At 33.8% G+C, this 19,906-nt stretch carries 20 protein-coding genes; 13 read left to right on the top strand and 7 right to left on the bottom strand.

Annotated elements, in window-relative coordinates:
- Positions 1-548: 548 nt before the first annotated feature.
- Complete coding sequence (gene trpS, locus LB888_RS01640) at positions 549-1,535, bottom strand: tryptophan--tRNA ligase (RefSeq protein ID WP_318753348.1); 987 nt, start codon at positions 1,533-1,535, stop codon at positions 549-551.
- Between the two features lie 509 nt (positions 1,536-2,044).
- Here trpS and spxA point away from each other — a divergent pair.
- The 4 genes from spxA to pepF all read left to right on the top strand — a co-directional run bounded on the left by spxA (position 2,045) and on the right by pepF (position 6,535).
- Entirely contained in the window at positions 2,045-2,443 is a 399-nt protein-coding gene (spxA, locus tag LB888_RS01635) for a transcriptional regulator SpxA (RefSeq protein WP_318753347.1), read from the top strand.
- A gap of 411 nt (positions 2,444-2,854) precedes the next feature.
- Complete coding sequence (locus LB888_RS01630) at positions 2,855-3,583, top strand: adaptor protein MecA (RefSeq protein ID WP_318753346.1); 729 nt, start codon at positions 2,855-2,857, stop codon at positions 3,581-3,583.
- A 49-nt stretch (positions 3,584-3,632) separates the two neighbouring features.
- Positions 3,633-4,679 (top strand): competence protein CoiA family protein, encoded by a 1,047-nt coding sequence (locus tag LB888_RS01625; RefSeq protein ID WP_318753345.1) that lies wholly within the window; start codon positions 3,633-3,635, stop codon positions 4,677-4,679.
- Between the two features lie 77 nt (positions 4,680-4,756).
- Complete coding sequence (pepF, locus tag LB888_RS01620; RefSeq protein WP_318753940.1) at positions 4,757-6,535, top strand: oligoendopeptidase F; 1,779 nt, start codon at positions 4,757-4,759, stop codon at positions 6,533-6,535.
- A 550-nt stretch (positions 6,536-7,085) separates the two neighbouring features.
- Here pepF and LB888_RS01615 read toward each other — a convergent pair.
- From LB888_RS01615 to LB888_RS01605, 3 genes are read right to left on the bottom strand one after another with little or no spacing between them, the layout of a single operon-like run.
- Positions 7,086-7,511, bottom strand: a complete 426-nt coding sequence (locus LB888_RS01615) for a TlpA disulfide reductase family protein (RefSeq protein ID WP_318753939.1) — start codon at positions 7,509-7,511, stop codon at positions 7,086-7,088.
- Positions 7,511-7,882 carry a hypothetical protein gene (locus LB888_RS01610; protein WP_318753344.1) on the bottom strand — a complete coding sequence of 124 codons (372 nt, stop codon included), beginning with the start codon at positions 7,880-7,882 and terminating at the stop codon, positions 7,511-7,513. The genes LB888_RS01615 and LB888_RS01610 overlap by 1 nt, the downstream gene beginning before the upstream one ends.
- Before the next feature lie 15 nt (positions 7,883-7,897).
- Positions 7,898-8,539 (bottom strand): cytochrome c biogenesis CcdA family protein, encoded by a 642-nt coding sequence (locus LB888_RS01605; RefSeq protein WP_318753343.1) that lies wholly within the window; start codon positions 8,537-8,539, stop codon positions 7,898-7,900.
- Positions 8,540-9,139: 600 nt separating this feature from the next.
- Here LB888_RS01605 and LB888_RS01600 point away from each other — a divergent pair.
- Both LB888_RS01600 and LB888_RS01595 read left to right on the top strand, forming a co-directional pair.
- Positions 9,140-10,819: a ribonuclease J gene (locus LB888_RS01600; RefSeq protein WP_318753342.1), complete on the top strand. Its 1,680-nt coding sequence runs from the start codon at positions 9,140-9,142 to the stop codon at positions 10,817-10,819.
- 14 nt (positions 10,820-10,833) lie between these two features.
- Positions 10,834-11,436: an energy-coupled thiamine transporter ThiT gene (locus LB888_RS01595; RefSeq protein ID WP_311919637.1), complete on the top strand. Its 603-nt coding sequence runs from the start codon at positions 10,834-10,836 to the stop codon at positions 11,434-11,436.
- 173 nt (positions 11,437-11,609) lie between these two features.
- Here LB888_RS01595 and LB888_RS12110 read toward each other — a convergent pair whose 3' ends face one another.
- The 3 genes from LB888_RS12110 to LB888_RS01585 all read right to left on the bottom strand — a co-directional run bounded on the left by LB888_RS12110 (position 11,610) and on the right by LB888_RS01585 (position 12,621).
- Entirely contained in the window at positions 11,610-11,792 is a 183-nt protein-coding gene (locus LB888_RS12110) for a hypothetical protein (RefSeq protein ID WP_412928319.1), read from the bottom strand.
- Between the two features lie 11 nt (positions 11,793-11,803).
- Positions 11,804-12,379 carry a substrate-binding domain-containing protein gene (locus tag LB888_RS01590; RefSeq protein WP_318753341.1) on the bottom strand — a complete coding sequence of 192 codons (576 nt, stop codon included), beginning with the start codon at positions 12,377-12,379 and terminating at the stop codon, positions 11,804-11,806.
- 107 nt (positions 12,380-12,486) lie between these two features.
- Positions 12,487-12,621, bottom strand: coding sequence for a LacI family DNA-binding transcriptional regulator (locus LB888_RS01585; RefSeq protein ID WP_318753340.1), 135 nt, complete (start codon positions 12,619-12,621; stop codon positions 12,487-12,489).
- A gap of 200 nt (positions 12,622-12,821) precedes the next feature.
- Between LB888_RS01585 and LB888_RS01580 the strand changes: the two genes are divergently transcribed.
- The 7 genes from LB888_RS01580 (at position 12,822) to LB888_RS01550 (ending at position 19,670) form a co-directional block, all read left to right on the top strand.
- A complete protein-coding gene (locus tag LB888_RS01580; protein WP_318753339.1) occupies positions 12,822-14,513 on the top strand; it encodes a heparinase II/III family protein in 1,692 nt (563 codons plus the stop codon).
- Positions 14,514-15,656, top strand: coding sequence for a glycoside hydrolase family 88 protein (locus tag LB888_RS01575; protein WP_318753338.1), 1,143 nt, complete (start codon positions 14,514-14,516; stop codon positions 15,654-15,656).
- An 18-nt stretch (positions 15,657-15,674) separates the two neighbouring features.
- Positions 15,675-16,952, top strand: a complete 1,278-nt coding sequence (locus LB888_RS01570) for an ABC transporter substrate-binding protein (protein ID WP_318753337.1) — start codon at positions 15,675-15,677, stop codon at positions 16,950-16,952.
- Between the two features lie 69 nt (positions 16,953-17,021).
- Positions 17,022-17,930 carry a sugar ABC transporter permease gene (locus LB888_RS01565; protein WP_318753336.1) on the top strand — a complete coding sequence of 303 codons (909 nt, stop codon included), beginning with the start codon at positions 17,022-17,024 and terminating at the stop codon, positions 17,928-17,930.
- A 14-nt stretch (positions 17,931-17,944) separates the two neighbouring features.
- Complete coding sequence (locus tag LB888_RS01560) at positions 17,945-18,772, top strand: carbohydrate ABC transporter permease (protein ID WP_318753335.1); 828 nt, start codon at positions 17,945-17,947, stop codon at positions 18,770-18,772.
- 75 nt (positions 18,773-18,847) lie between these two features.
- Positions 18,848-19,417 carry a hypothetical protein gene (locus tag LB888_RS01555; RefSeq protein ID WP_318753334.1) on the top strand — a complete coding sequence of 190 codons (570 nt, stop codon included), beginning with the start codon at positions 18,848-18,850 and terminating at the stop codon, positions 19,415-19,417.
- Position 19,418: 1 nt separating this feature from the next.
- Positions 19,419-19,670, top strand: coding sequence for a DUF624 domain-containing protein (locus tag LB888_RS01550; RefSeq protein WP_318753333.1), 252 nt, complete (start codon positions 19,419-19,421; stop codon positions 19,668-19,670).
- The last annotated feature ends 236 nt before the right edge of the window (positions 19,671-19,906 follow it).

Genomic DNA, 19,906 nt, shown 5'->3' with positions numbered 1-19,906 from the left:
TGCAAATAAAAGCTAAATATTAAATTAAGTATAAGGTGAGCGTTTAGTGAAATAATTTATTTTAAAATTGTTAATTTAGATAAAATGCAATTGTTTGTTTAAATAAGCAGTGTGGAGTAAATAGGAAAGGGCAATAGGGATAGGACAAGAAGTAGAGAGTCAAATGGATCCCGATTCGTCTGCCAAAAGGACACCGTAGAGAGTAAGCAAGAAGTAGAAATTTGAATAATTCTGGGTTAATCTGTCAACCAAGAGCAGTTGAGAAGCATAAAAATTAGACATTAAGACACAGTTTGAGTTCACTCAACGCTACGTTTTTAATTGCCGACCGATACTTGACTGAATTAATTATGTTTATGTCTAGTCTCATTTAGTCACCGTTTGAGACCACTGCGTAATCCATTAAATAGAAGAAAGTAAACGACATACTTAAAGTGTTTCCTAGCAATAATCAAAAATGCCTAACCTAACACCAATGAACAAAAAACCTCACAGAAACAGGCCTGTGAGGTCAATTGTTTAAAGTTGTGGCAGTTAACCACACAATATTAGTAGCCGATTCCCATTGCTTTTTCCATACGAGCTAGGGTAGCAGACGCTTTTTCGTTCGCGCGTTGAGCACCCGTATGTAAGATATCACGTAGGTCATCACTGACTAATAATTTTCGGTAGCGTTCTTGAATAGGTGCTAAAGTATCAACGACTAATTCGGCTAAATCACCTTTGAAACGACCGTATCCAGTGTCACCATAATCTTCTACTAAATCATCAATTGTGCGTCCGCTTAAACTTGAGAAGATATTTAAGAGATTTGCGACACCGGGTTGGTTTTCTTCATCATATTTAACGATTCCTAAAGAGTCTGTGACTGCGCCTTTAATTTTTTTAGTAATAGCATTTGGTTCATCTAATAATAAAATGAAACTTTTTTCGTTTTTGTCTGATTTACTCATTTTTGATAATGGATCTTGTAAACTTTTCACCCGGCTCCCCGCTTTAGGGAAGATGGCTTCAGGTTTTACTAAGATGTCATCGCCAAAACGAGCATTGAATCGATCAACGAAGTTACGGGTTAATTCAATATGTTGTTTTTGATCATCACCAACCGGCACATATTGAGCATCATATAAAATAATGTCGGCTACCATTAATGGAGGGTAGACTAATAAACCAGCGCCAACACTTTCTTGCTTGGTTGCTTTATCTTTGAATTGAGTCATGCGTTCCAATTCACCTATACCGGTCATACACATGACCATCCATGCTGCTTGTGAATGGGCAGGCACATCGGATTGGACAAAGATATTCGCGACATTTGGATCAATTCCTAAGGCTAAGTAAAGGGCTGCTAGTTGTAAGGTTTGTTCTTTTAATTTGGCTGGGTCTTGAGGCACTGTTAGTGCGTGTTGGTTGACAATACAATAAGTTGCATCATAGTTATGTTGTAAGTCAACGAAGCCTTTCATTGCGCCAATATAGTTACCTAATGTGGGAATTCCTGTCGGTTGAACACCTGAAAAAATAGTTGGTTTCATCAAAAAATCCTCTCTTACTGCTAGTTTATTACATTATTTTTTATTAAATATTTGTTAAGTTTCAAAGGTACTTATAAATAAATAATATATACAAGTGGTATTAATCACAAACTTGTTTATTAGATTATAAAGCTCTCATTATTTGAAAACACTTTAATTAATAGGCCGATATAATCGTGTTTACAAAGTTCTATAATAATATTAACTATCTTTAATTCAATAGTCAAGTTTAGTCTAATAAAAGAAAAGATGCACAAATTTTTTTATGAAAGCGCAGTTTAAAAACTTAATAATTATTTAATCCTGTTAATCATTTTCAAAAAATGCGTTGTAATCAACGCTTTCCGATGTTATAATATTATTAGTTGGTAGTATTACTCGTAAACGATAAAGATTATTTTCATGATCTTTTTTAGGTTTTGTGGTGTGTGATAATAAAAGTTTACTTGTAATTGACGAATCAACGTGTAACTCGTTTCTATCGGAATTGATCGAAAGGATGATCATATATGGTAACATTATATGTTACACCAAGTTGTACTTCATGTCGTAAGGCAAGAGCATGGTTGGAAGAGAATAGCATCCCATATCAAGAACGTAACATTTTTACTGAGCCATTAACTTTAAATGAAATCAAAGCTATTTTACGAATGACTGAAGAAGGAACAGAGGACATTGTTTCAACTCGTTCGAAAGCTTATGCTGAATTGAATATTGATATTAGTGAAATGCCCTTAAACGACTTCTTCGACTTAGTTCAAAAAGAGCCAGGTTTATTACGTCGTCCAATTATGATTGATGAAAAACGTCTTCAAATTGGATTTAATGAGGATGAAATTCGTCGTTTCTTACCAAGGGAAGTTCGTGCTTTAGAATTAGCGCGTGCGCAAGCTCTTGTTAATGAATAAGAATACTGAAATTGGTACCGGAACGTTGTTCCGGTTTTTTTGTGCTTTCATTTCACTTTTATTATTGTTAGAATGAGACGCTCATTAATCCTTAGATTGCCAAGCTAAATACGCGGGATAAAAGTGGTGTAATGAGACTTTAGAAAAAAAGCTACCGCTTTTAGTATCTAGATGATAGAGTTACGGAAAAAATCCTCTTTTTTCAATTTTTAGAACTTTAGCAATAGAAAAAATTTGTTTGGTTAATTTATATAGAATGATGGGGAATGCTTTTTAATAATTCAAACTTTAGTTTGAGGAAAAAGCTTGTAATTGGTGGGCTTTATTGCTATTATATTCCCATGCATGTCTATTGAGACTTGTGTTTATCTATTGTATAATTTAGAGTGAAACCAATTGGAGGTGAAGTAGATGGAAATGGAAAGAATTAATGAAAATCTAATTAAAGTCTATATTAATGTTGAGGACTTAGAAGAAAGAGGTATCAACTTTTTAGACTTGATTAGTGATCAAAAGAGTGTTGAAAAATTCTTTTATTCTATCTTGGAAGAGGTTGACGTTGAGCGTCAATTTTATGATTCTGAAGCTATCACGTTCCAAGTAATTCCAAGTAATGACGGAATTGAATTATATATCAGCCGTTCAGACTTTGAGGATATTGATAGTCTCTTCGATGAAGAAGTTTTAAAACGAATCCATGGAAGAAGACAACAGAGCGAAGCGGTTACTAATAAAAGGAAAGAAGAACCAGCTATCGAAGACGTTGACGATGAAGACGATGAAGCATCAAAATCACCAGAAAATCTAAGCGATTTACTTTCAGAGGCTTTAGATAAAGCGAAAAACTCGGTCTTGCCTAATCATAGTATTGTGCGTTTTGAAGATTTAGATGGCTTTATTAAATTTGCTAGAGAGCAGGTTGATGCGCCAGTTCAAGGTGATTTATATTATATGAATAAACACTATTATTTTGTTATCACCAATATTGAACCACTCATTTTAGAAGAAGAGTCACTTTATACGATTATGAAGATGAAAGAATTCGGTGAAGGTACCGCTACAACCGTTGCTGTTTTAGAAGAATATGGTGAATTAATTCGTCAAGATGACACCTTGACTTACTTTGGTAAATATTTATGATAGAAGCAAAACTGCCTTTGTTTACGTATTTGTAAGCAGGGGTGTTTTTTTGTATGCAGCCATCGATCAAGCCGGTCAACTCATTTATGCTCAAGAAGCCTTTGCTTTACAAAGTAGCTTTCATTGTCCTGTTTGTCACCAACCAGTGATTTTAAAAAGAAGTCGTAAAGGTAATTATTTTTTTGCCCATTTGATGCAATGTCAGTCCGATAATTCTCAAGGCAGGCAGTTGAAAGGTGAAGGTGCAATTCATCAACAAGGTAAAAGATTATTAGCCTTAGGCAGTTTTAATTCCCAGCTTGAATATTGGTTGCCGGGCATTAATCAGCAGGTCGATTGTTGGTATCATAGGGAGCCACCAATAATTTTAGAGTTTCAAAATTCAGTAATTTCGTCTCATTTACTTTTACAACGTCATCAAGCCTATTTATCGATTACGTCTAAAATCTATTGGGTTGCCCATTTAAAATATTGGCAAAGTCACCGAGTCTCAACGTGGCAACGACAGTTGCTTCATTATCATCCTGATGGGGGATATTATTGGCTCGGAATGGATGAAAAGAAGCGTGTATTAATACGTTATAGTCAGTTGCCGATTATTTTTTCGCCTCAATCGTGGTACTGTCAGCGTGAGGTGATATCATTGACCAGTGGTTGGCTAGATCAATTTGAACGACAGATTGGACGACCTTATTCTTTCAAATCAAAAATCTTAGCACAAGAAAAAGTGCTAATGATTAAGCGTGCCTATCAGCAAAATCCAGCTTATCAAGTTGTGATGCATCAATTACATGAGGCCGGTACAACTATCGATAGATTACCCGATTGGATTTTTCAGTATCAATGGCAGTCATTCTTGATTGAGACACCGATGTGGATGGTGCTCTCTTTAGTTTGGGCACGGATGCAACAAGCAAAGCGTCCGATAACGCTCAGTACGATTGATCAAATTTTAATCGCATTAGTGAATGAAAAGAAGATTAGATTAGCGACTTTACCTTTAATCCAACGATCACCATTGGAAGACATTTGTTCCGCTTTATATCACTGTTTGCATTTTTATATTAAAAAAAGTGACACTATCATTGGAAAGTAAAAGGTCAATGTGATAAAATTTAACCATGTGAAATATAAGGAGGAATTCAAGTGTCAACATTAAAGTCACGTGAAGAGATGAATGAATTATATACTTGGGATTTAACAAGCATGTATGCTGATGACGCGGCGCAAGAAGCAGATGCTGAAGCAGTCAAAGCCATGTTTCCCAAATTAGCTGAATTCAGTGGAAAATTAGCAGAAGGGCCAGAAGTATTAGCAGATGCCTTGGATTTAATTGGCGAAACGGCTCGTAAAATGTCTAATGTGTATGTATATGCACATTTAAAAAATGATCAAGATGCTACTAACAGCACGTATCAAGAAATGTATGCCAAAGCAACTCAATTATATGGTCAATTTGGGGAAACAATCGCTTATTTTGAACCAGAATTGAATACCATTCCCGAAGCTACCTTAACGCAATTTATCGAAGAAAATGATCGTTTAAAACATTATCAACAACATTTAGATAATATGGTTCGCGGTCGCGCACATGTTTTACCACAAGAACAAGAGTTATTATTAGCTCAAGCAAGTGAAGTATTCCAAGGCGCAAGCAATACTTTTGGAGTATTAAACAATGCAGATTTAGTATTTCCAACCATTACGGATGAAGAAGGCAAAGAAGTTCAATTAACGCATTCTTTATATAGTAAATTTTTAGAAAGTTCTGACCGTCGTGTGCGTAAAGAGACTTTTGAAAAATTCTATTCAGTTTACGATCAATTTAAAAATACAATGGCTTCTATTTTATCAACGAATATTAAAGTGAATAATTATGATGCGAAAGTGCATAAATTTGAATCAGCACGTCAAGCAGCTTTATTTACTAATAATATTCCAGAATCGGTCTATGATACTTTAGTGGACACTGTTAATAAACGTTTAGACTTATTACATCGTTATGTTGGTTTACGTAAAGAGTTATTAGGTCTAGAAGATTTAGAAATGTACGATATGTACACACCTTTATTAGGCGATGCACCGATTAAGATGACTTATGAAGAAGCAAAATCAATTACTTTAGAAGCGTTAGCACCATTAGGAGAAGAATATTTAGCGATTATGCGTGAAGCTTTTGAAGATCGTTGGATTGACTTATATGAAAATAAAGGCAAACGTTCAGGCGCTTATTCTTCAGGGACTTATGATTCGAAACCTTATATCCTAATGAACTGGCAAGATAATGTCAACTGGTTATATACTTTAGTACATGAGTTAGGACATAGTGCCCATAGTTATTTAACACATAAAAATCAACCCTATACTTATGGTAGCTATTCTATTTTCTTAGCGGAAATTGCTTCGACTACTAATGAAAACTTATTAACCGCTTATTTATTAGAAAAATATGAAGATCCACAAGTAAGATTATATATTATCAATCATTTCTTAGATGGTATGAAAGGGACTGTATATCGTCAAACTCAATTTGCTGAATTTGAACATTTTATGTATCAATCTGATGCCGCCGGTCAACCTTTAACTCAACAATTTTTATCAGATAATTATCGTGAATTAAACCGTAAATACTATGGTGAGGCTGTGAACTCTGATTCTGAGATTGCTTTAGAATGGAGTCGTATCCCTCATTTCTACTATAATTATTATGTGTTCCAATATGCAACAGGATTTTCTGCTGCAACGGCCTTTTCAAAAGCGATTTTAGAAGGACAAGAGGGCGCATTGGATAAATATTTAGGTTACTTAAAAGCTGGTCGTAGCCAATACCCAATTGACATTATTAAAACAGCTGGTTTAGATATGACACAAAGTGACTATATCGATGCTGCTTTAGATGTCTTTGAGCAACGCTTAAATGAATTTGAAGCATTGTTAAAAGAAAATAAATAATGTAGGTGCTAGAATTTTAAAGGCGCTACAATATTTAGTGTAACCCCACAAGAGAAAGGCTATTTATTGTGAGGGTTCGCTAAACATTTAGTATGAGAAAAAAGTAAAGATACAGGCTAAAATCCGTTATGTAATACGAATTTCAGCCTGTATTTCTTTGCGAATGTTTTTAATTTTTAGTGTTGGTAGAAAAAATCACCAGCACCATTTTAGTATTTTCACAGTGGCTGGTAAAAATTCTGTGTGGTTTTATCTGTATATATTATATTATAGTGATTGTGTGGTCTCAAACGGCATCTTAATGACTTATTTGAGACTATTTCACTTTGCAGGAAGGTCAGACGCAGCGTGCATTGTCCGATTATCTACTCCCAAACTACATGGGGAGGTAGGACGCAGCGTGCATTGTCCAATTGTCTATTCCCACTGTGCTAGGGTGAACAGACGAAAAAAGAATCATGCGATCTTCTACTCTGGCTGAATCCCAAGTGTATAGTGAGAAGTGACGGATTGAAAATTATTCAATAATTACGTCGTCTTTCCCTTTCGTTTATTCTGCAAGTAAACCATCAATAATTTCGATTAATTGTTCTTCACTCATTTGGCCAGGATAGCGATCAAAGCTACCATCTGCATGGACGACAATCGTGTACGGTAAGATGGCAGTTTCGAGTTTGACTTGATTATTAAATCCTAAGTCATAATAAATAGGCATAGTGTAGTTGAATTCTTTTAAATATTCTTTAGCTGCTTCTTCGGTTTCACTTGGTCGTGATAGCGTCGCATTCAACATGACAAATTGAATGTCTTCATGATGTAAGTCGTACTGTTTCTGGAAGTAGGGCATTTCCTCACGACAAGGAGGGCACCAACTGGCCCAAACATTGATAATAGTCGGGCGATCGAGTAAGCGATACAAGGAATATTTTTGGTTATTTTGATCAATAATAACTGTTTCTGGTAAATCAGTATTAATTAGATTTTTTCTTGAGCCATTTCGGCAATAGTCGTTGTTTCCAGCGTGGTCTCAATCATCGGCAACTCTTGAGTTGTTTGATTAGGGTTAGAATTATAAGTGGCTAATTCGGTGGTGGCTTCATTATTTTCATTTGAGTCAGCTACGGTAGAATTATTATCAGTTTCATTATCGGTTGAGTCAATAGTAGCCTGTTCATTATTGTCAGTTGTTGTTTGCTCGCTCACAGATTGCTCAGTTTCAGATGCTATTTGCTGGCTAGAAGTGAGTGGTGACTCTGTTTTAGGTGAAGTTGATAATTGTTGTTGCAAAGTAAAAGCTAAGATAAAAATGAAGACTAAACTAAGTCCTAAGATGGTAAGACGTTTCATAGATTGTTCCTCCTATTAGACCGGTAAAATTTGATAAATATAGCCCGTTGCGATTAATAAGCCAAAACCAATTAATAGTATCGCTGAGATGGTTTGAATGAGATGAGTATGTTTTTTGATTTGTTGTAAGACGTCTTTACTTTCATTAATAAACAGTGCACTTAAAATAAAAGGAATCCCCAATCCTAAGGCATAAGTCATCATACGCAGTACAGCTTCTATTTGGTGGTCAGCATTGAGAGCTAAGGTCATAGCCGACGCTAAATAGACACCAACGCAAGGCGTCCAACTTACTGCAAATAACATTCCAAAAATAAAGGGGTTGAGTGGTAGTCGATTGGTTTGCATCCCCTTAAATATTTTTTGTGAAAAACGATGACCTAGCAACTGGTCAATACCTAGTAAGACTAATAGCAGTCCGGTCACCACTTGAATTGTTTGGCGGTTAATAATTATAAATTTTCCAATTGTACTAACGAAAACACTCATCGCGATAAAAACGACAGAAAAGCCTAAGACAAATTTTAATGCTTCAATAAATGTTGATTTGGATTCATCTTGAGCAGTAAAATAGGCTAAATATAAAGGAATCATGGGTAACAAACAAGGGGAAATGAAGGTTAAGATACCTTCTAGAAATAGTAATAAATAGGTCATACTAATGGCCTCTTTTCGTTAATTCTTAGATTTCAATAAAATAACAAATCAGATTGTGGAAAAACGTCTGATAATGACGATTAATCGATTAATATGTCATTATTCCTATTGTCTCGTTTATTGTAACAAAGACTGATTGTACCTTAAAGGAAACTGCTCAGTAAAAATATGAAGATAATATCGTTTTCACAAATGCTTTTGCATATATTTACTGTTTTATTACATAACTTATTACTATCAGTAGGATAAATGTGTTATAATTTTAAATAACTAGGATTGGGCATAAACTTTAAAAGTTTCGTTTGGTTCCATCTTTTTATCGTACAGTACAGGGTTGAGTTGTCTTAAACTGCGTCTCAAAGAGATTGAGTATAAATTCAATCCAGTGATTGCTCGATAATTAAAAGTGAAGTAGTGGTGAGTGGTCTTAAATGATGTCCTAAGAAAGTGGGCATAAAGACGAAGCGAAATTCAACCGATTTTCTACTTCTTTCCCACTTCCGACTGTGTGAGGCTGGCCAACGAAGCGAAAATCATTCAAATTTCTACTAATTGCCCATTCTATGAGTTAGACAGTTAAAATATATTTCGAGGTGTAAAATGAGTAAAATAAAAATTATACCCTTAGGTGGGGTTCGAGAAGAGGGGAAAAACTTATACGCAGTTGAGGTGAATCATTCAATTTTCGTCTTAGATTGCGGGTTAGTTTATCCTGAAGAAGAATTATTGGGGATTGATTTTGTTATTCCTGACTTTTCATATTTAATTGATAATAAAGATCGGGTGGTAGGCATTTTCTTAACCCATGGACATGCCGATGCCGTAGGAGCATTGCCATATTTATTAGATGAAATAGATGTACCTGTTTTTGGTACGGAATTTACGATTGGGATTGCTTCTATCTCAGCGAAAGCACGTGGCTTGGCCGATCGTTTAGATAGCTTTTTCCAAATTGATGAGAAAACTGAAATTGAGTTTGAAGACGCAAAGGTTAGTTTCTTTAGAACGACCCATACGATTCCTGATTCTGTGGGAATTGTCATTCATACCGATGAGGGACAAATTGTTTATACTGGCGATTTCCGTTTCGATCCAGCCGCTAGTCCAATGTATCGCACGGAGTTTGGTCGTTTGACAGATATTGGTGAAGAGGGCGTGTTAGCTTTATTAAGTGACTCTGCCAATGCGGAATCAAGTTTTGATAGTATTAGCGATTATAAAGTAGTTGAAGAATTAACGGAAACTTTTACGAATGCACCAGGACGTGTTATTGTAGCGAGTGTAGGTAGTAATATTTCACGGATTCAACAATTATTAGAAGCTGCTTATCGTTCAAATCGTACGATTTTCTTTTCTGGTCAAGAATTATATGACATTGTCGATTTAGCGATTGAATTAGGGAAGATTTCAATTCCAAGCAAACGTGTTTTAGGTCAAATTAAGCGACTAGATAAAACACCGGACGATGAAGTGTTAATTTTAGAAACTGGTGATGTAGGGGAACCATTAAAAGCTATCGAATTAATGGCTTTAGGCCATCACCGTCAAGTTAAAATTAAACAAGGTGATTTAGTGTATATCGCTTCAACACCTTCATTAGCCTTTGAAACAGCAATGGCTCGTATTAAAGATAGTGTCTATCGTTGTGGCGCAACCGTTGAAGAAATTACCGATAAGGTTATCATTAGTGGTCATGCAAGCCGCAATGATTTAAAATTGATGATGAGTTTCTTAAAGCCTAAATATATTATCCCTGTTAATGGTGAGTATCGCATGCAACATGCCCATGCGAATGTAGCCAAACAATTGGGCTATGAAGACGATCAGTTGATTATACCAGCAGTTGGTGATGTCATTGAACTATACAAAGGGCGTTTCCAAATTACGCAACAAGTAGAATCGGGGGATGTCTTAGTTGATGGCATTGGCGTTGGCGATATTGGGAGCGTAGTATTGCGTGATCGTCGCATTTTAAGTGAAGAAGGTATTTTTGTGATTGTCGCAACTATTTCACGTCGCTTAGGTCGTGTGTTAGTTGGACCACAAATTACTTCTCGAGGGTTTATCTATGTCAAAGAAAACATTGAAATTTTACAAATGTGTTCAACAATGACTTTAGATATTTTGGATAAACATTTAGCGAGCGAAGACTTTGAATGGAATGAATTAAAACAAGATTTACGCGAGCAAATTGGTAAATATTTATATCAAGAAACGAAGCGTCGTCCGGTAGTCTTACCAATTATTATGGAAGCTTCAAGTTATCAACCTGAAGAATGAGGGAAGGTGTTGGAATGAATAAAAGAACCACTCGTTTATTAATGGATGGATTAATCTCAACAGCATTGGTAGTTTTATGGCGGGCGATTGGCTTTGAATGGCAATCAACAGAAAGCCTAGGTGTTACATTAGCCATTGGCTTAGTACCATTAATTTGGTTAGGTCTGCGCCATGGTTCAGCAACGGCAATTGTCTTTGCAGCGATCGCCGGTGCCGTTAATTTAATATTAAGCCGCCCTGAATGGGATTGGATAACCAAGATTTTAACAGAAGTTACTCCATTATTAGCAGCAGGAATTGCAGGGGTGTTTGCGAAATATACGCAAAAAACATTGAATAATCGTCGATTATCTTCGACTTATTTAAATATCGTAACGGCTAGCTTATTGGTTTCACTGGTGTATTTTGCATTACGTTATGTTGTCATCCCAATAGTATTGCCAGCTGTAGATGGATTGGCTTTAAATCAATTGCCATTATGGGGTGGTTGGTTAGCTACAACAGTGATTGCTTCGGTAGTCTTAATTTTAATGGCGCGCATCAATCAAAGCTTGATTATTCCTAAGCGTAGTAAATACTTATCTCGTAAAGAAACCTCAAGTCTTTTAAATGACTAATAAATAATGAGATGCATGATTAAGTATGCATTTTAACCCTAACAAACGTTGAAGTAGGATTATTACCTTGCGTTTGTTAGGGTTTTTTGTAGTTTAGAATCTCCGTGAAAGAAGTTATATTTTTTTCATAACCTACTTTAAGGGGAGCGTATCAAATTTTTAACTAATATTTTTTATATAGATGCAACAGTTTCCCTGTTCAATAAGTAAGGTGCTATTGTTATTCTTCGTGCAAGTGGACTGTTGTGGATTCTGTAGTCTAAAGTTTCCATTCCAATTTCGCCCATTTCTTCTGTAAATATTTTAACGGTAGAAAGGCGAGGAGAAGTGAATTTTGTGACTGCTAAATCATTAATGCCAATAATACTTATATCATTAGGAATATTGATTTGATTTTTTTCATTATATTCATACAGCCTAAAGCCATTGAGTCATTTACAATTAAGAAAGCAGTTGGACGGTTGTCAAGGGGAAGATCTATTACCTTTGACATTAACTCTTCGCCAACATTTATATTAGGTTCATCAGTATCCTTTACAAAAACCCAATCTTCATTTAATAAATTATGGTATTTCATATAATCAATAAAAGTATAAATCGATGGTGAACGATATTTTCGGTATCCAAAAAGACTAGATTGATTCTCAGCACCTATTAAACCAATTTTCTTATGTCCATTTTTCCTTAAAAATTCAAGAGCTAACTCAGTTGCTCGTGCAAAATCCCCGTTGATAGTATCAAAATCATCAAGAGGATAATTGGTACCTATGAAAACAACATTCTCATTTAAACTTTTAATTTGCTTAACCTGATTTTCATTAAATAGCCCGATAGCTAAAATTCCCATTAAATCATTAAAATTATCCGAGTCTAATGATGGATTTTTTATAATTGTATATCCTAATTCTTCAGCTTTTTTCTCGGCTCCTATTCTTATTGACATATAGTACACATCATCAATTTCCTGAAATTCGTCTAACCATTGAATAATAGCGATACGTTTTGAATTATCCTCTTTTTTTATTGATTTATTTTTATATTTTGTGTAGTTTAATTTTTCAGCAATTTCAAAAACTTTTTTCTTGTTTCATCAGTTACTGATAATGAATAATCATAACTAAGAACACGAGAAACAGTTGAGATTGATAAATTAGCTTTTTTCGCAATATCTGATAAAGTTGCCATCAGGCTCACCATCCTTTGATTACTTAATTATACCGAATCTTATCTAAAAATGCTATGTGATAGGACTTTCTTTCCATCGTTAATTTTACCTAAATTTTACTAAAAAAACAAATTTTTTTAGTAAAAAACTATTGATTTTTACTTTTTTATGTCGTATTATTAATTGTAGAAAGCGCATTCTTTGTTTAGGTGGTGAAAATTTGGAGGAATGGAGAAAAGATTTCTATCAAGAAATTAAAAATATTTCTGATGAATTCGTTGTTAATAAACCTAAATTAGAGCTAAGTAGAGCAGATTATTTTACATTTTTTAAAATAGGTAATCGCTTAGAATTCGAGTATAAGTATTTTGAAAGACGTAAGTATCTAACAGCTTTAGCGATGATGGCTTATATAGAGAACAACGATGAATACCATACTGCATTAGAAAGAATCATTAACTTAATTTGCAGTGAATATAGTTGGGCTTTGCCTGCTCATTTACCAGAATCTCCGGAATATATTGATTATTCAGATAAAAGCAATATGATTATTGATTTATTTGCAGCTGAAACTGCCCAAAGTTTATCTGAAATCATACATCTTTTTTCGGACTCTTTATCAAGTGAACTACAAGCTAAGGTACATGAAGAGATTCAGAAAAGAATTTTTACACCTTTTGGTTCAAAAGAGTGGGGATGGGAAAAATTAAAAAACAATTGGAGTTCCGTTATTGCAAGCTGTATCGGGATGATTGCTTTATATGAATTGCCTTATGAATCAAATGAACAATTAGCGATTTTATCTAGATTAAGATCAGTGTTCTCAGTTTATTTTAGTAGTTTTGGTCAGGACGGTGCTTGTGAAGAAGGGGTAGCTTACTGGGCCTATGGTTTTGGGTACTTTAATTATTTTAATGAATGTTACCGTACCGTTTATAAAAAGGACTTCTATTGTGATAAAGAATTATTAAGACAAATAGCTGCTTTCCCATCTAGAGTTGAACTTGCTGACGGTTTATATGTGCCGTTTTCCGATGCTACAGAGGCTGAATTGCCTAGTGGTTTATTATCTTATTGTCAAAGTAATTATAGTGTTAGTATTCCGAAAGTTAAGTATGTGACTTCAATTGAACATGATTCCTGTTATCGTTGGGCAGTCAATTTTAGAAATTGGATTTGGACTAAGCCAGTTGCAGAAAATTTACCAGCATTTTCTGTAAGTCATTTTTTTAATGATGTGCAATGGCTAATTTACAAGAATCAACATTTTTTCTTTGCTGCTAAAGGTGGACATAACAGTGAAAGTCATAATCATAATGATATTGGTCACTTTATTCTGGGGAATTCTAGTAATCTGGTTTTTACAGATTTAGGTGCTGGTGAATATACGAAGTTTTATTTTGATGATCGTTATCGATACGATATATTAAATAATCGCTCACTAGGTCATAGTGTTCCAGTTATAAATGGTTGCGAGCAAAAGAATGGTAATTATGGTGCAACAGAAGTTCAATATAAAAACAAAAACCAACAAATATCTTTTGAAATGACGATAGATGAAGTTTATCCAAGTAATGCTGAATTAAAATATTACAAACGAAGTTTCATTATTCTAACAGATTCAATTGAAGTTTATGATCAGATGCTGTTTCAAAAAGCGGATAATACAGTTATTCAAAATTTAGTTTGTGTAAATCAACCTATTATTAAGGATAAGTTACTAGTTTGGAAAAATAATCATTTAACATATGAGTTAATGCTAGAATCTTCAGATTATGAAATATCAGTTAATGCTACAGAATATTTTGATCATCAAGGTGAAGTGCAAGAAATATTTTTAGTTCAAATTACTAAAAATCATATTGATTATCAATATGATTTTAGAATGAAAATAAATTTTAAGGAGGATTGAGTGATATTGAATGAAAAATGGGAATGGTTGAATGAAAGTATGGCCTTTGTATTGGAAAAAATTCGGAAAAATCAATCAAAATTTTTTGACAAGATACCTTGGGCAGCATCAAAAGACTTAAAATATCCAGTAGAAGAAAATGATTACTGGACAGCTAGTTTTTGGATAGGTCAGTTATTTTTAGTAAAGGAATATTTTAATAGTAATGAATTTGACATGGTCATTAAGAAGCAATTAGAGACATTTGATAATCGATTAAAAAATAAGGTTGAATTGGAAACGCATGATATTGGCTTTTTATACATATTGTCGGCAATTGCTGATTATAAAATTAATGGCACTGAAAGTTCAAAAAAGATGGCAATTGACGCTGCTGATGCTTTAATGATTCGCTTTAATGAAAAAGCGGGAATCATTCAAGCTTGGGGGAAGTTAGATGATCTTGACGAGGGCGGACGTATGATTATCGATTGTTTAATGAATCTTCCTCTTTTATATTTTGCAACAGAAATGACGGGTGATGATAGATACCGTAAAGCAGCGAATCGTCACGCTAAACAAACCCAAAAGTATATTGTAAGGGAAAATGCTACTACTTTCCATACATACTTCTTTGATCGCCGTACAGGAGAAGGGATAAAAGGAGAAACAGCTCAAGGTTTTTCTGATGATTCTTGTTGGGCACGTGGACAGGCTTGGGGAATTTATGGATTTACATTAAGTTATTTATATACAGGTGATTATTCTTATTTAGAGACCGCACAATTATTAGCAGATTATTTTATTTCACAATTACCATCAGATAATGTTTGTTATTGGGATTTAGTTTTTAATGATGGTAGTCATGAAGAAAGAGATAGTTCTGCTGCTGCCATAGCAGCCAGTGGATTGTTAGAATTAGCAAAGCAATTACCACTGTCAAATAATAGACGTCAACAGTATGAAGAAAAAGCTGTCCAAATTGCTAAATCATTAAGTCAAAATTATATAACTAAAGATAATGAGGAAGCAGACGGATTATTACTTCATGCAGTTTATGATAAAAATTCAAATAAAGGAGTTGATGAAAGCGTAATTTGGGGGGACTATTTTTATGTTGAAACTTTAGTTCGTTTAGGCAGAGAGTGGAATAAATACTGGTAAAATTCAGGAGGAATAATGATGAAAAAATTTACAAAATTACTTTGTGTTAGTGCATTGTCGCTATTAACTGTGGGAAATACATTAGGATCTGTTGTAAATGTTTCTGCTCAAGACGAAGTTACTTTAACTTGGGCCTTATGGGATAAAGATGCTACGACTTACTATCAACCATTGATTGATGCATATGAGGCTGAAAATCCGGGGATTAAAATTGAAATGTTGGATTTAGGTTCAACCGATTATATGACGGTTTTAGGAACACAGTTATCTGGTGGGGATGATACTATCGATGTGGCATTAATTAAAGATACTCCAGGTTATGTATCATTAGTAAACAAAAGTCAATTAGAGCCATTATCTGAGTTGGCGAGTGATGTAGATGTTGATCAATACGGTGGGGTCATTGATCAAATTACAATGAATGAGGATTTTTATGCATTACCAGTACGTAATGACTTTTATGTTTTATACTATAACAAAGATATTTTTGATGCAGCTGGAGTTGACTATCCACAAAATGGTATTACTTGGGATGAATATACTGCATTAGTTCAAGAAGTTTCAGAAAAAGGTTCAGAAGCGTTAGACAAACATATCTATGGAGGACATTATCATACTTGGAGAAGTCAAGTCCAATTATATGGTGTCTTAGATGGAGAGAATACTTTAGTTTCAGATGATTATTCGTTCTTACAACCATATTATGAAGATGTTTTAGCAGAACAAGAAGCAGAGCAAGTTCAAGATTATTCAGTTCTAAAAACTGCTAGCTTACATTATTCAGCAGCATTTTATCAAAATAATGTGGCAACATTATTAATGGGAACTTGGTTTATGCCAACATTAAAAACTGCTATTGAAAATGGTGAAAGTGAAGAGTTTAAATGGGGAATTGCAACCATGCCAATTCCAGAAGGAGTAGAAGAAGGAACGACAGCAGGAACAATTACTTCTGTTGGAATCAATGCAAATTCAAAACAAAAAGAAGAGGCATATAAATTCTTACAATTCTTATCAAGTCCCGAAGGTTCTGAAATTATTGCTAAAACTGGTACAATGCCAGCTATTCAAAACGAAGCAGTTGTTGATACCATTGCGGAAGCAACAGACTTAGATGAAACAAGTAAAGATGCTTTATCAATTAAGCAAATGTATTTAGAGTTACCAATTACAGAAATTGCAGCTGAAGTCGAAACTATATTAAATGATGGACATGACAATATTATGACAGGAAACGCTGAAATTGCTGACGAATTGGCAAATATTTCAGAACAAGTGAAAGCTTTATTGCAATAGTACGAGGTTGTGAGAGGCTAGCTTGTTTAGCGTAACGGCTAGCCTTTATTTAAAGAAAGGACGAGGTTTATGGAACAAACAAAAACCTTATCAAAATCTGCAAGAAAGAGAAAGTTAGTTGATACTCTAACAGCGTATTCTTTCATTGCTCCAAACTTTATAGGTTTCGCTATTTTTACTTTAGGACCCATTATTTTTGCTGTCTTATTGTCATTTTATGATTGGGACGGAAGTAATCCAATGAAATATATCGGAATTAATAATTATACAAGAATGGTAGCCGATCCTCGGGTTAGAGCAGCATTTATGAATACCATCATTTTTGTAATAGGGACTGTACCATTGACGTTGGTTTGTTCATTGGGGTTAGCAGTTTTACTTAATCAGCAAATAAGGGGTAGAAATATTTTTAGAACAATCAGTTTTTTCCCATATGTTGCATCATTAGTTGCCGTAGCAGCAGTGTGGAATATGATTTTCAGTCCTGTCAACGGGCCAATTAATGAAATTTTGGAACGTTTAGGTGTGATGGACCCTCCAAGATGGGCTGCTGATAAAGATTGGGCAATGATTACGGTTATTTTCTTTAGTGTATGGAAACAAATGGGATATTATATGGTTATTTTCTTAGCAGGCTTACAAGGTATTACAGCAGAATTATATGAAGCGGCAGAACTAGATGGAGCAAGTAATTGGGGGAAATTTAGAAATGTAACCTTACCTCAATTACGTCCTGTGACTTTCTTTGTATTAATGATGTTAACTATAAATAGTTTTAAAGTTTATGATCAAGTTTATATGATTACACAAGGTGGACCGGGAACCTCTACATTAGTATTAGTGTATGAAATTTATAATACAGCCTTTAAAAATTGGAACTTAGGCTATTCTAGTGCAATTTCCATGTTATTATTTGTATTAGTATTAGTAGTTACTATTGTTCAATTTAGAGGCGAAAGTAATTTTGCAAAAGAATAGAAAGGAGTAGACATATGAAAAAACAAAAAATATTGGCGAAAATATTAATTTATATTGTTTTAATTGCTGTGACAATAACTATGCTATTTCCTTTTATTTGGATGTTATCTTCATCATTGAAATTAAATAAAGATATTTTTGCATTTCCAATTGAGTGGATTCCTAAAAACCCCCAATGGGATAATTACAAGAAAATCTGGGAGCAAATTCCTTTAGCAACCTTTATTAAAAATACCGCAAAAATTACATTGATCGTTACATTCTTACAATTATTAACGAGTAGTTTTGCTGCTTATGCATTTTCAAAGCTACGTTTTAAAGGCAGAGATTTTCTCTTCTTAGCTTATGTAGCAACGATAGCAGTTCCCTGGCAAGCTTATATGGTTCCTCAATTTATTATGATGCGTGAATTTGGATTGAATAATACCCATCTAGCGATAATTTTACTTCAGGCATTTTCAGCTTTTGGTGTGTTTATGATGCGCCAATTTTATCAAGGTATTCCAGATTCTTTAATTGAAGCAGCTAGAATTGATGGTATGAATGATTACCAAATATATGCTAAAATTATGTTGCCACTATCAAAACCAGCAATATCTACACTTACAATTTTTACTTTTGTCAATACTTGGAATGATTTTTTAGGACCATTACTTTATTTAACGAGAGAGAGTTTAAAAACGATTCAAATTGGATTGAGAATGTTTATTACTCAGTACTCTGCAGAGTATGGGCTTATTATGGCCGCATCAGTTGTTGTTTTAATTCCAGTATTAATTGTCTTTTTATCATTACAAAAATACTTCGTGCAGGGTGTTGCTGCAACAGGGGTTAAAGGATAATTTATAAGGAATTTATCTATAGGCTTATTTTAGTTTGTGGAGGATTCCTTTTTTTACATAAAAAGGGTGTTCTAAATGAAAAAAACAAAAGAAAAGTGGGAACAATATTGGTATTATTATAAAGGGATATGGGGAACTCTAATTTCACTATTAGTGATACTCATATTATTGCTTTCAGAGTATTTTTCAATAGATCATCGTGAAAAATATTCCGTTTTTATAGTAAATAGCAGTTTTAATACCGAACAAATTAAAAGAATAGAGAATTTTTTTGTTGAGAATGAACTTATTGAGAATGAAATAAATTTCTATATAGACACAGGATTAAATTTTGAAGTTTCACAAGATAATCCAATAGACTTTGATCAAATGGGTCGATTTACAACGATGGTTGCTTCTGGAGAAATGAATGTTCTGATAGCCCCGAAAGATATCATACAACATTATGTAAAATTAAATGGTTTTCAAGATTTATCTAATTTTTCTTTTGTAAGAACTGAAAAATTAGATGAAACACATACAATGCTTAATTTGTCAGGAACTATATTCGATGGTTTTTTTCTGGGAATACCAAAGAAATCTAATAATCATAAATTAAATCAGCAATTCGTTCAATTTATTATGGAATTTGATGGGGGATATTAAAATGTTTCAAAAGTTTTTTAATCCAGAAAATGCTTTATGGAAATGGATGGGATTATTATCCGACACTATGTTAATGACATTAGTTTGGATTGTATTTTCTATTCCAATCATAACTATAGGTCCTGCAACCGTATCTCTATTTAAAGTTTCCAACGATGTACTTAGTAATAGTGGTACAGGGGTTATTTCTGACTTTATAAAATATTTTTTCTTAGATTTAAGCAAACAGTTATTGTGGGTTTGTTTTCCCTAATATTAATCGGTATAGTACTGATTGATTTTTGGTTTTATAGACAAATTTCAAGTTCAATTAGTACCTTTGTTTTTTTCTTAGTTATTTTTGTATCAGTAATTTTATTTGGATTTTTAGTATATTTTTATCCAATGTTAGCAGTGACACAATTAAATATTATGAATGCATTAAAACTTTCATTCTTTATAGAAATAAAACATTTCTCATGGACAATTTTCTTAATAGTAATGTATTTA

Source organism: Globicatella sp. PHS-GS-PNBC-21-1553 (assembly GCF_033564055.1).
GTDB lineage: Bacteria > Bacillota > Bacilli > Lactobacillales > Aerococcaceae > Globicatella > Globicatella sulfidifaciens.
This window is presented reverse-complemented; position numbering and strand designations above follow the sequence as displayed.

Excerpts from the sequence above, each read along its gene's own strand:
- trpS (WP_318753348.1), bottom strand. The coding sequence starts at position 1,535 with ATGAAACCAACTATTTTTTCAGGTGTTCAACCGACAGGAATTCCCACA.
- spxA (WP_318753347.1), top strand. The coding sequence starts at position 2,045 with ATGGTAACATTATATGTTACACCAAGTTGTACTTCATGTCGTAAGGCA.
- LB888_RS01630 (WP_318753346.1), top strand. The coding sequence starts at position 2,855 with ATGGAAATGGAAAGAATTAATGAAAATCTAATTAAAGTCTATATTAAT.
- pepF (WP_318753940.1), top strand. The coding sequence starts at position 4,757 with ATGAATGAATTATATACTTGGGATTTAACAAGCATGTATGCTGATGAC.
- LB888_RS01610 (WP_318753344.1), bottom strand. The coding sequence starts at position 7,882 with ATGAAACGTCTTACCATCTTAGGACTTAGTTTAGTCTTCATTTTTATC.
- LB888_RS01605 (WP_318753343.1), bottom strand. The coding sequence starts at position 8,539 with ATGACCTATTTATTACTATTTCTAGAAGGTATCTTAACCTTCATTTCC.
- LB888_RS01600 (WP_318753342.1), top strand. The coding sequence starts at position 9,140 with ATGAGTAAAATAAAAATTATACCCTTAGGTGGGGTTCGAGAAGAGGGG.
- LB888_RS01595 (WP_311919637.1), top strand. The coding sequence starts at position 10,834 with ATGAATAAAAGAACCACTCGTTTATTAATGGATGGATTAATCTCAACA.
- LB888_RS01590 (WP_318753341.1), bottom strand. The coding sequence starts at position 12,379 with ATGTCAATAAGAATAGGAGCCGAGAAAAAAGCTGAAGAATTAGGATAT.
- LB888_RS01585 (WP_318753340.1), bottom strand. The coding sequence starts at position 12,621 with ATGGCAACTTTATCAGATATTGCGAAAAAAGCTAATTTATCAATCTCA.
- LB888_RS01570 (WP_318753337.1), top strand. The coding sequence starts at position 15,675 with ATGAAAAAATTTACAAAATTACTTTGTGTTAGTGCATTGTCGCTATTA.
- LB888_RS01565 (WP_318753336.1), top strand. The coding sequence starts at position 17,022 with ATGGAACAAACAAAAACCTTATCAAAATCTGCAAGAAAGAGAAAGTTA.
- LB888_RS01560 (WP_318753335.1), top strand. The coding sequence starts at position 17,945 with ATGAAAAAACAAAAAATATTGGCGAAAATATTAATTTATATTGTTTTA.
- LB888_RS01555 (WP_318753334.1), top strand. The coding sequence starts at position 18,848 with ATGAAAAAAACAAAAGAAAAGTGGGAACAATATTGGTATTATTATAAA.
- LB888_RS01550 (WP_318753333.1), top strand. The coding sequence starts at position 19,419 with ATGTTTCAAAAGTTTTTTAATCCAGAAAATGCTTTATGGAAATGGATG.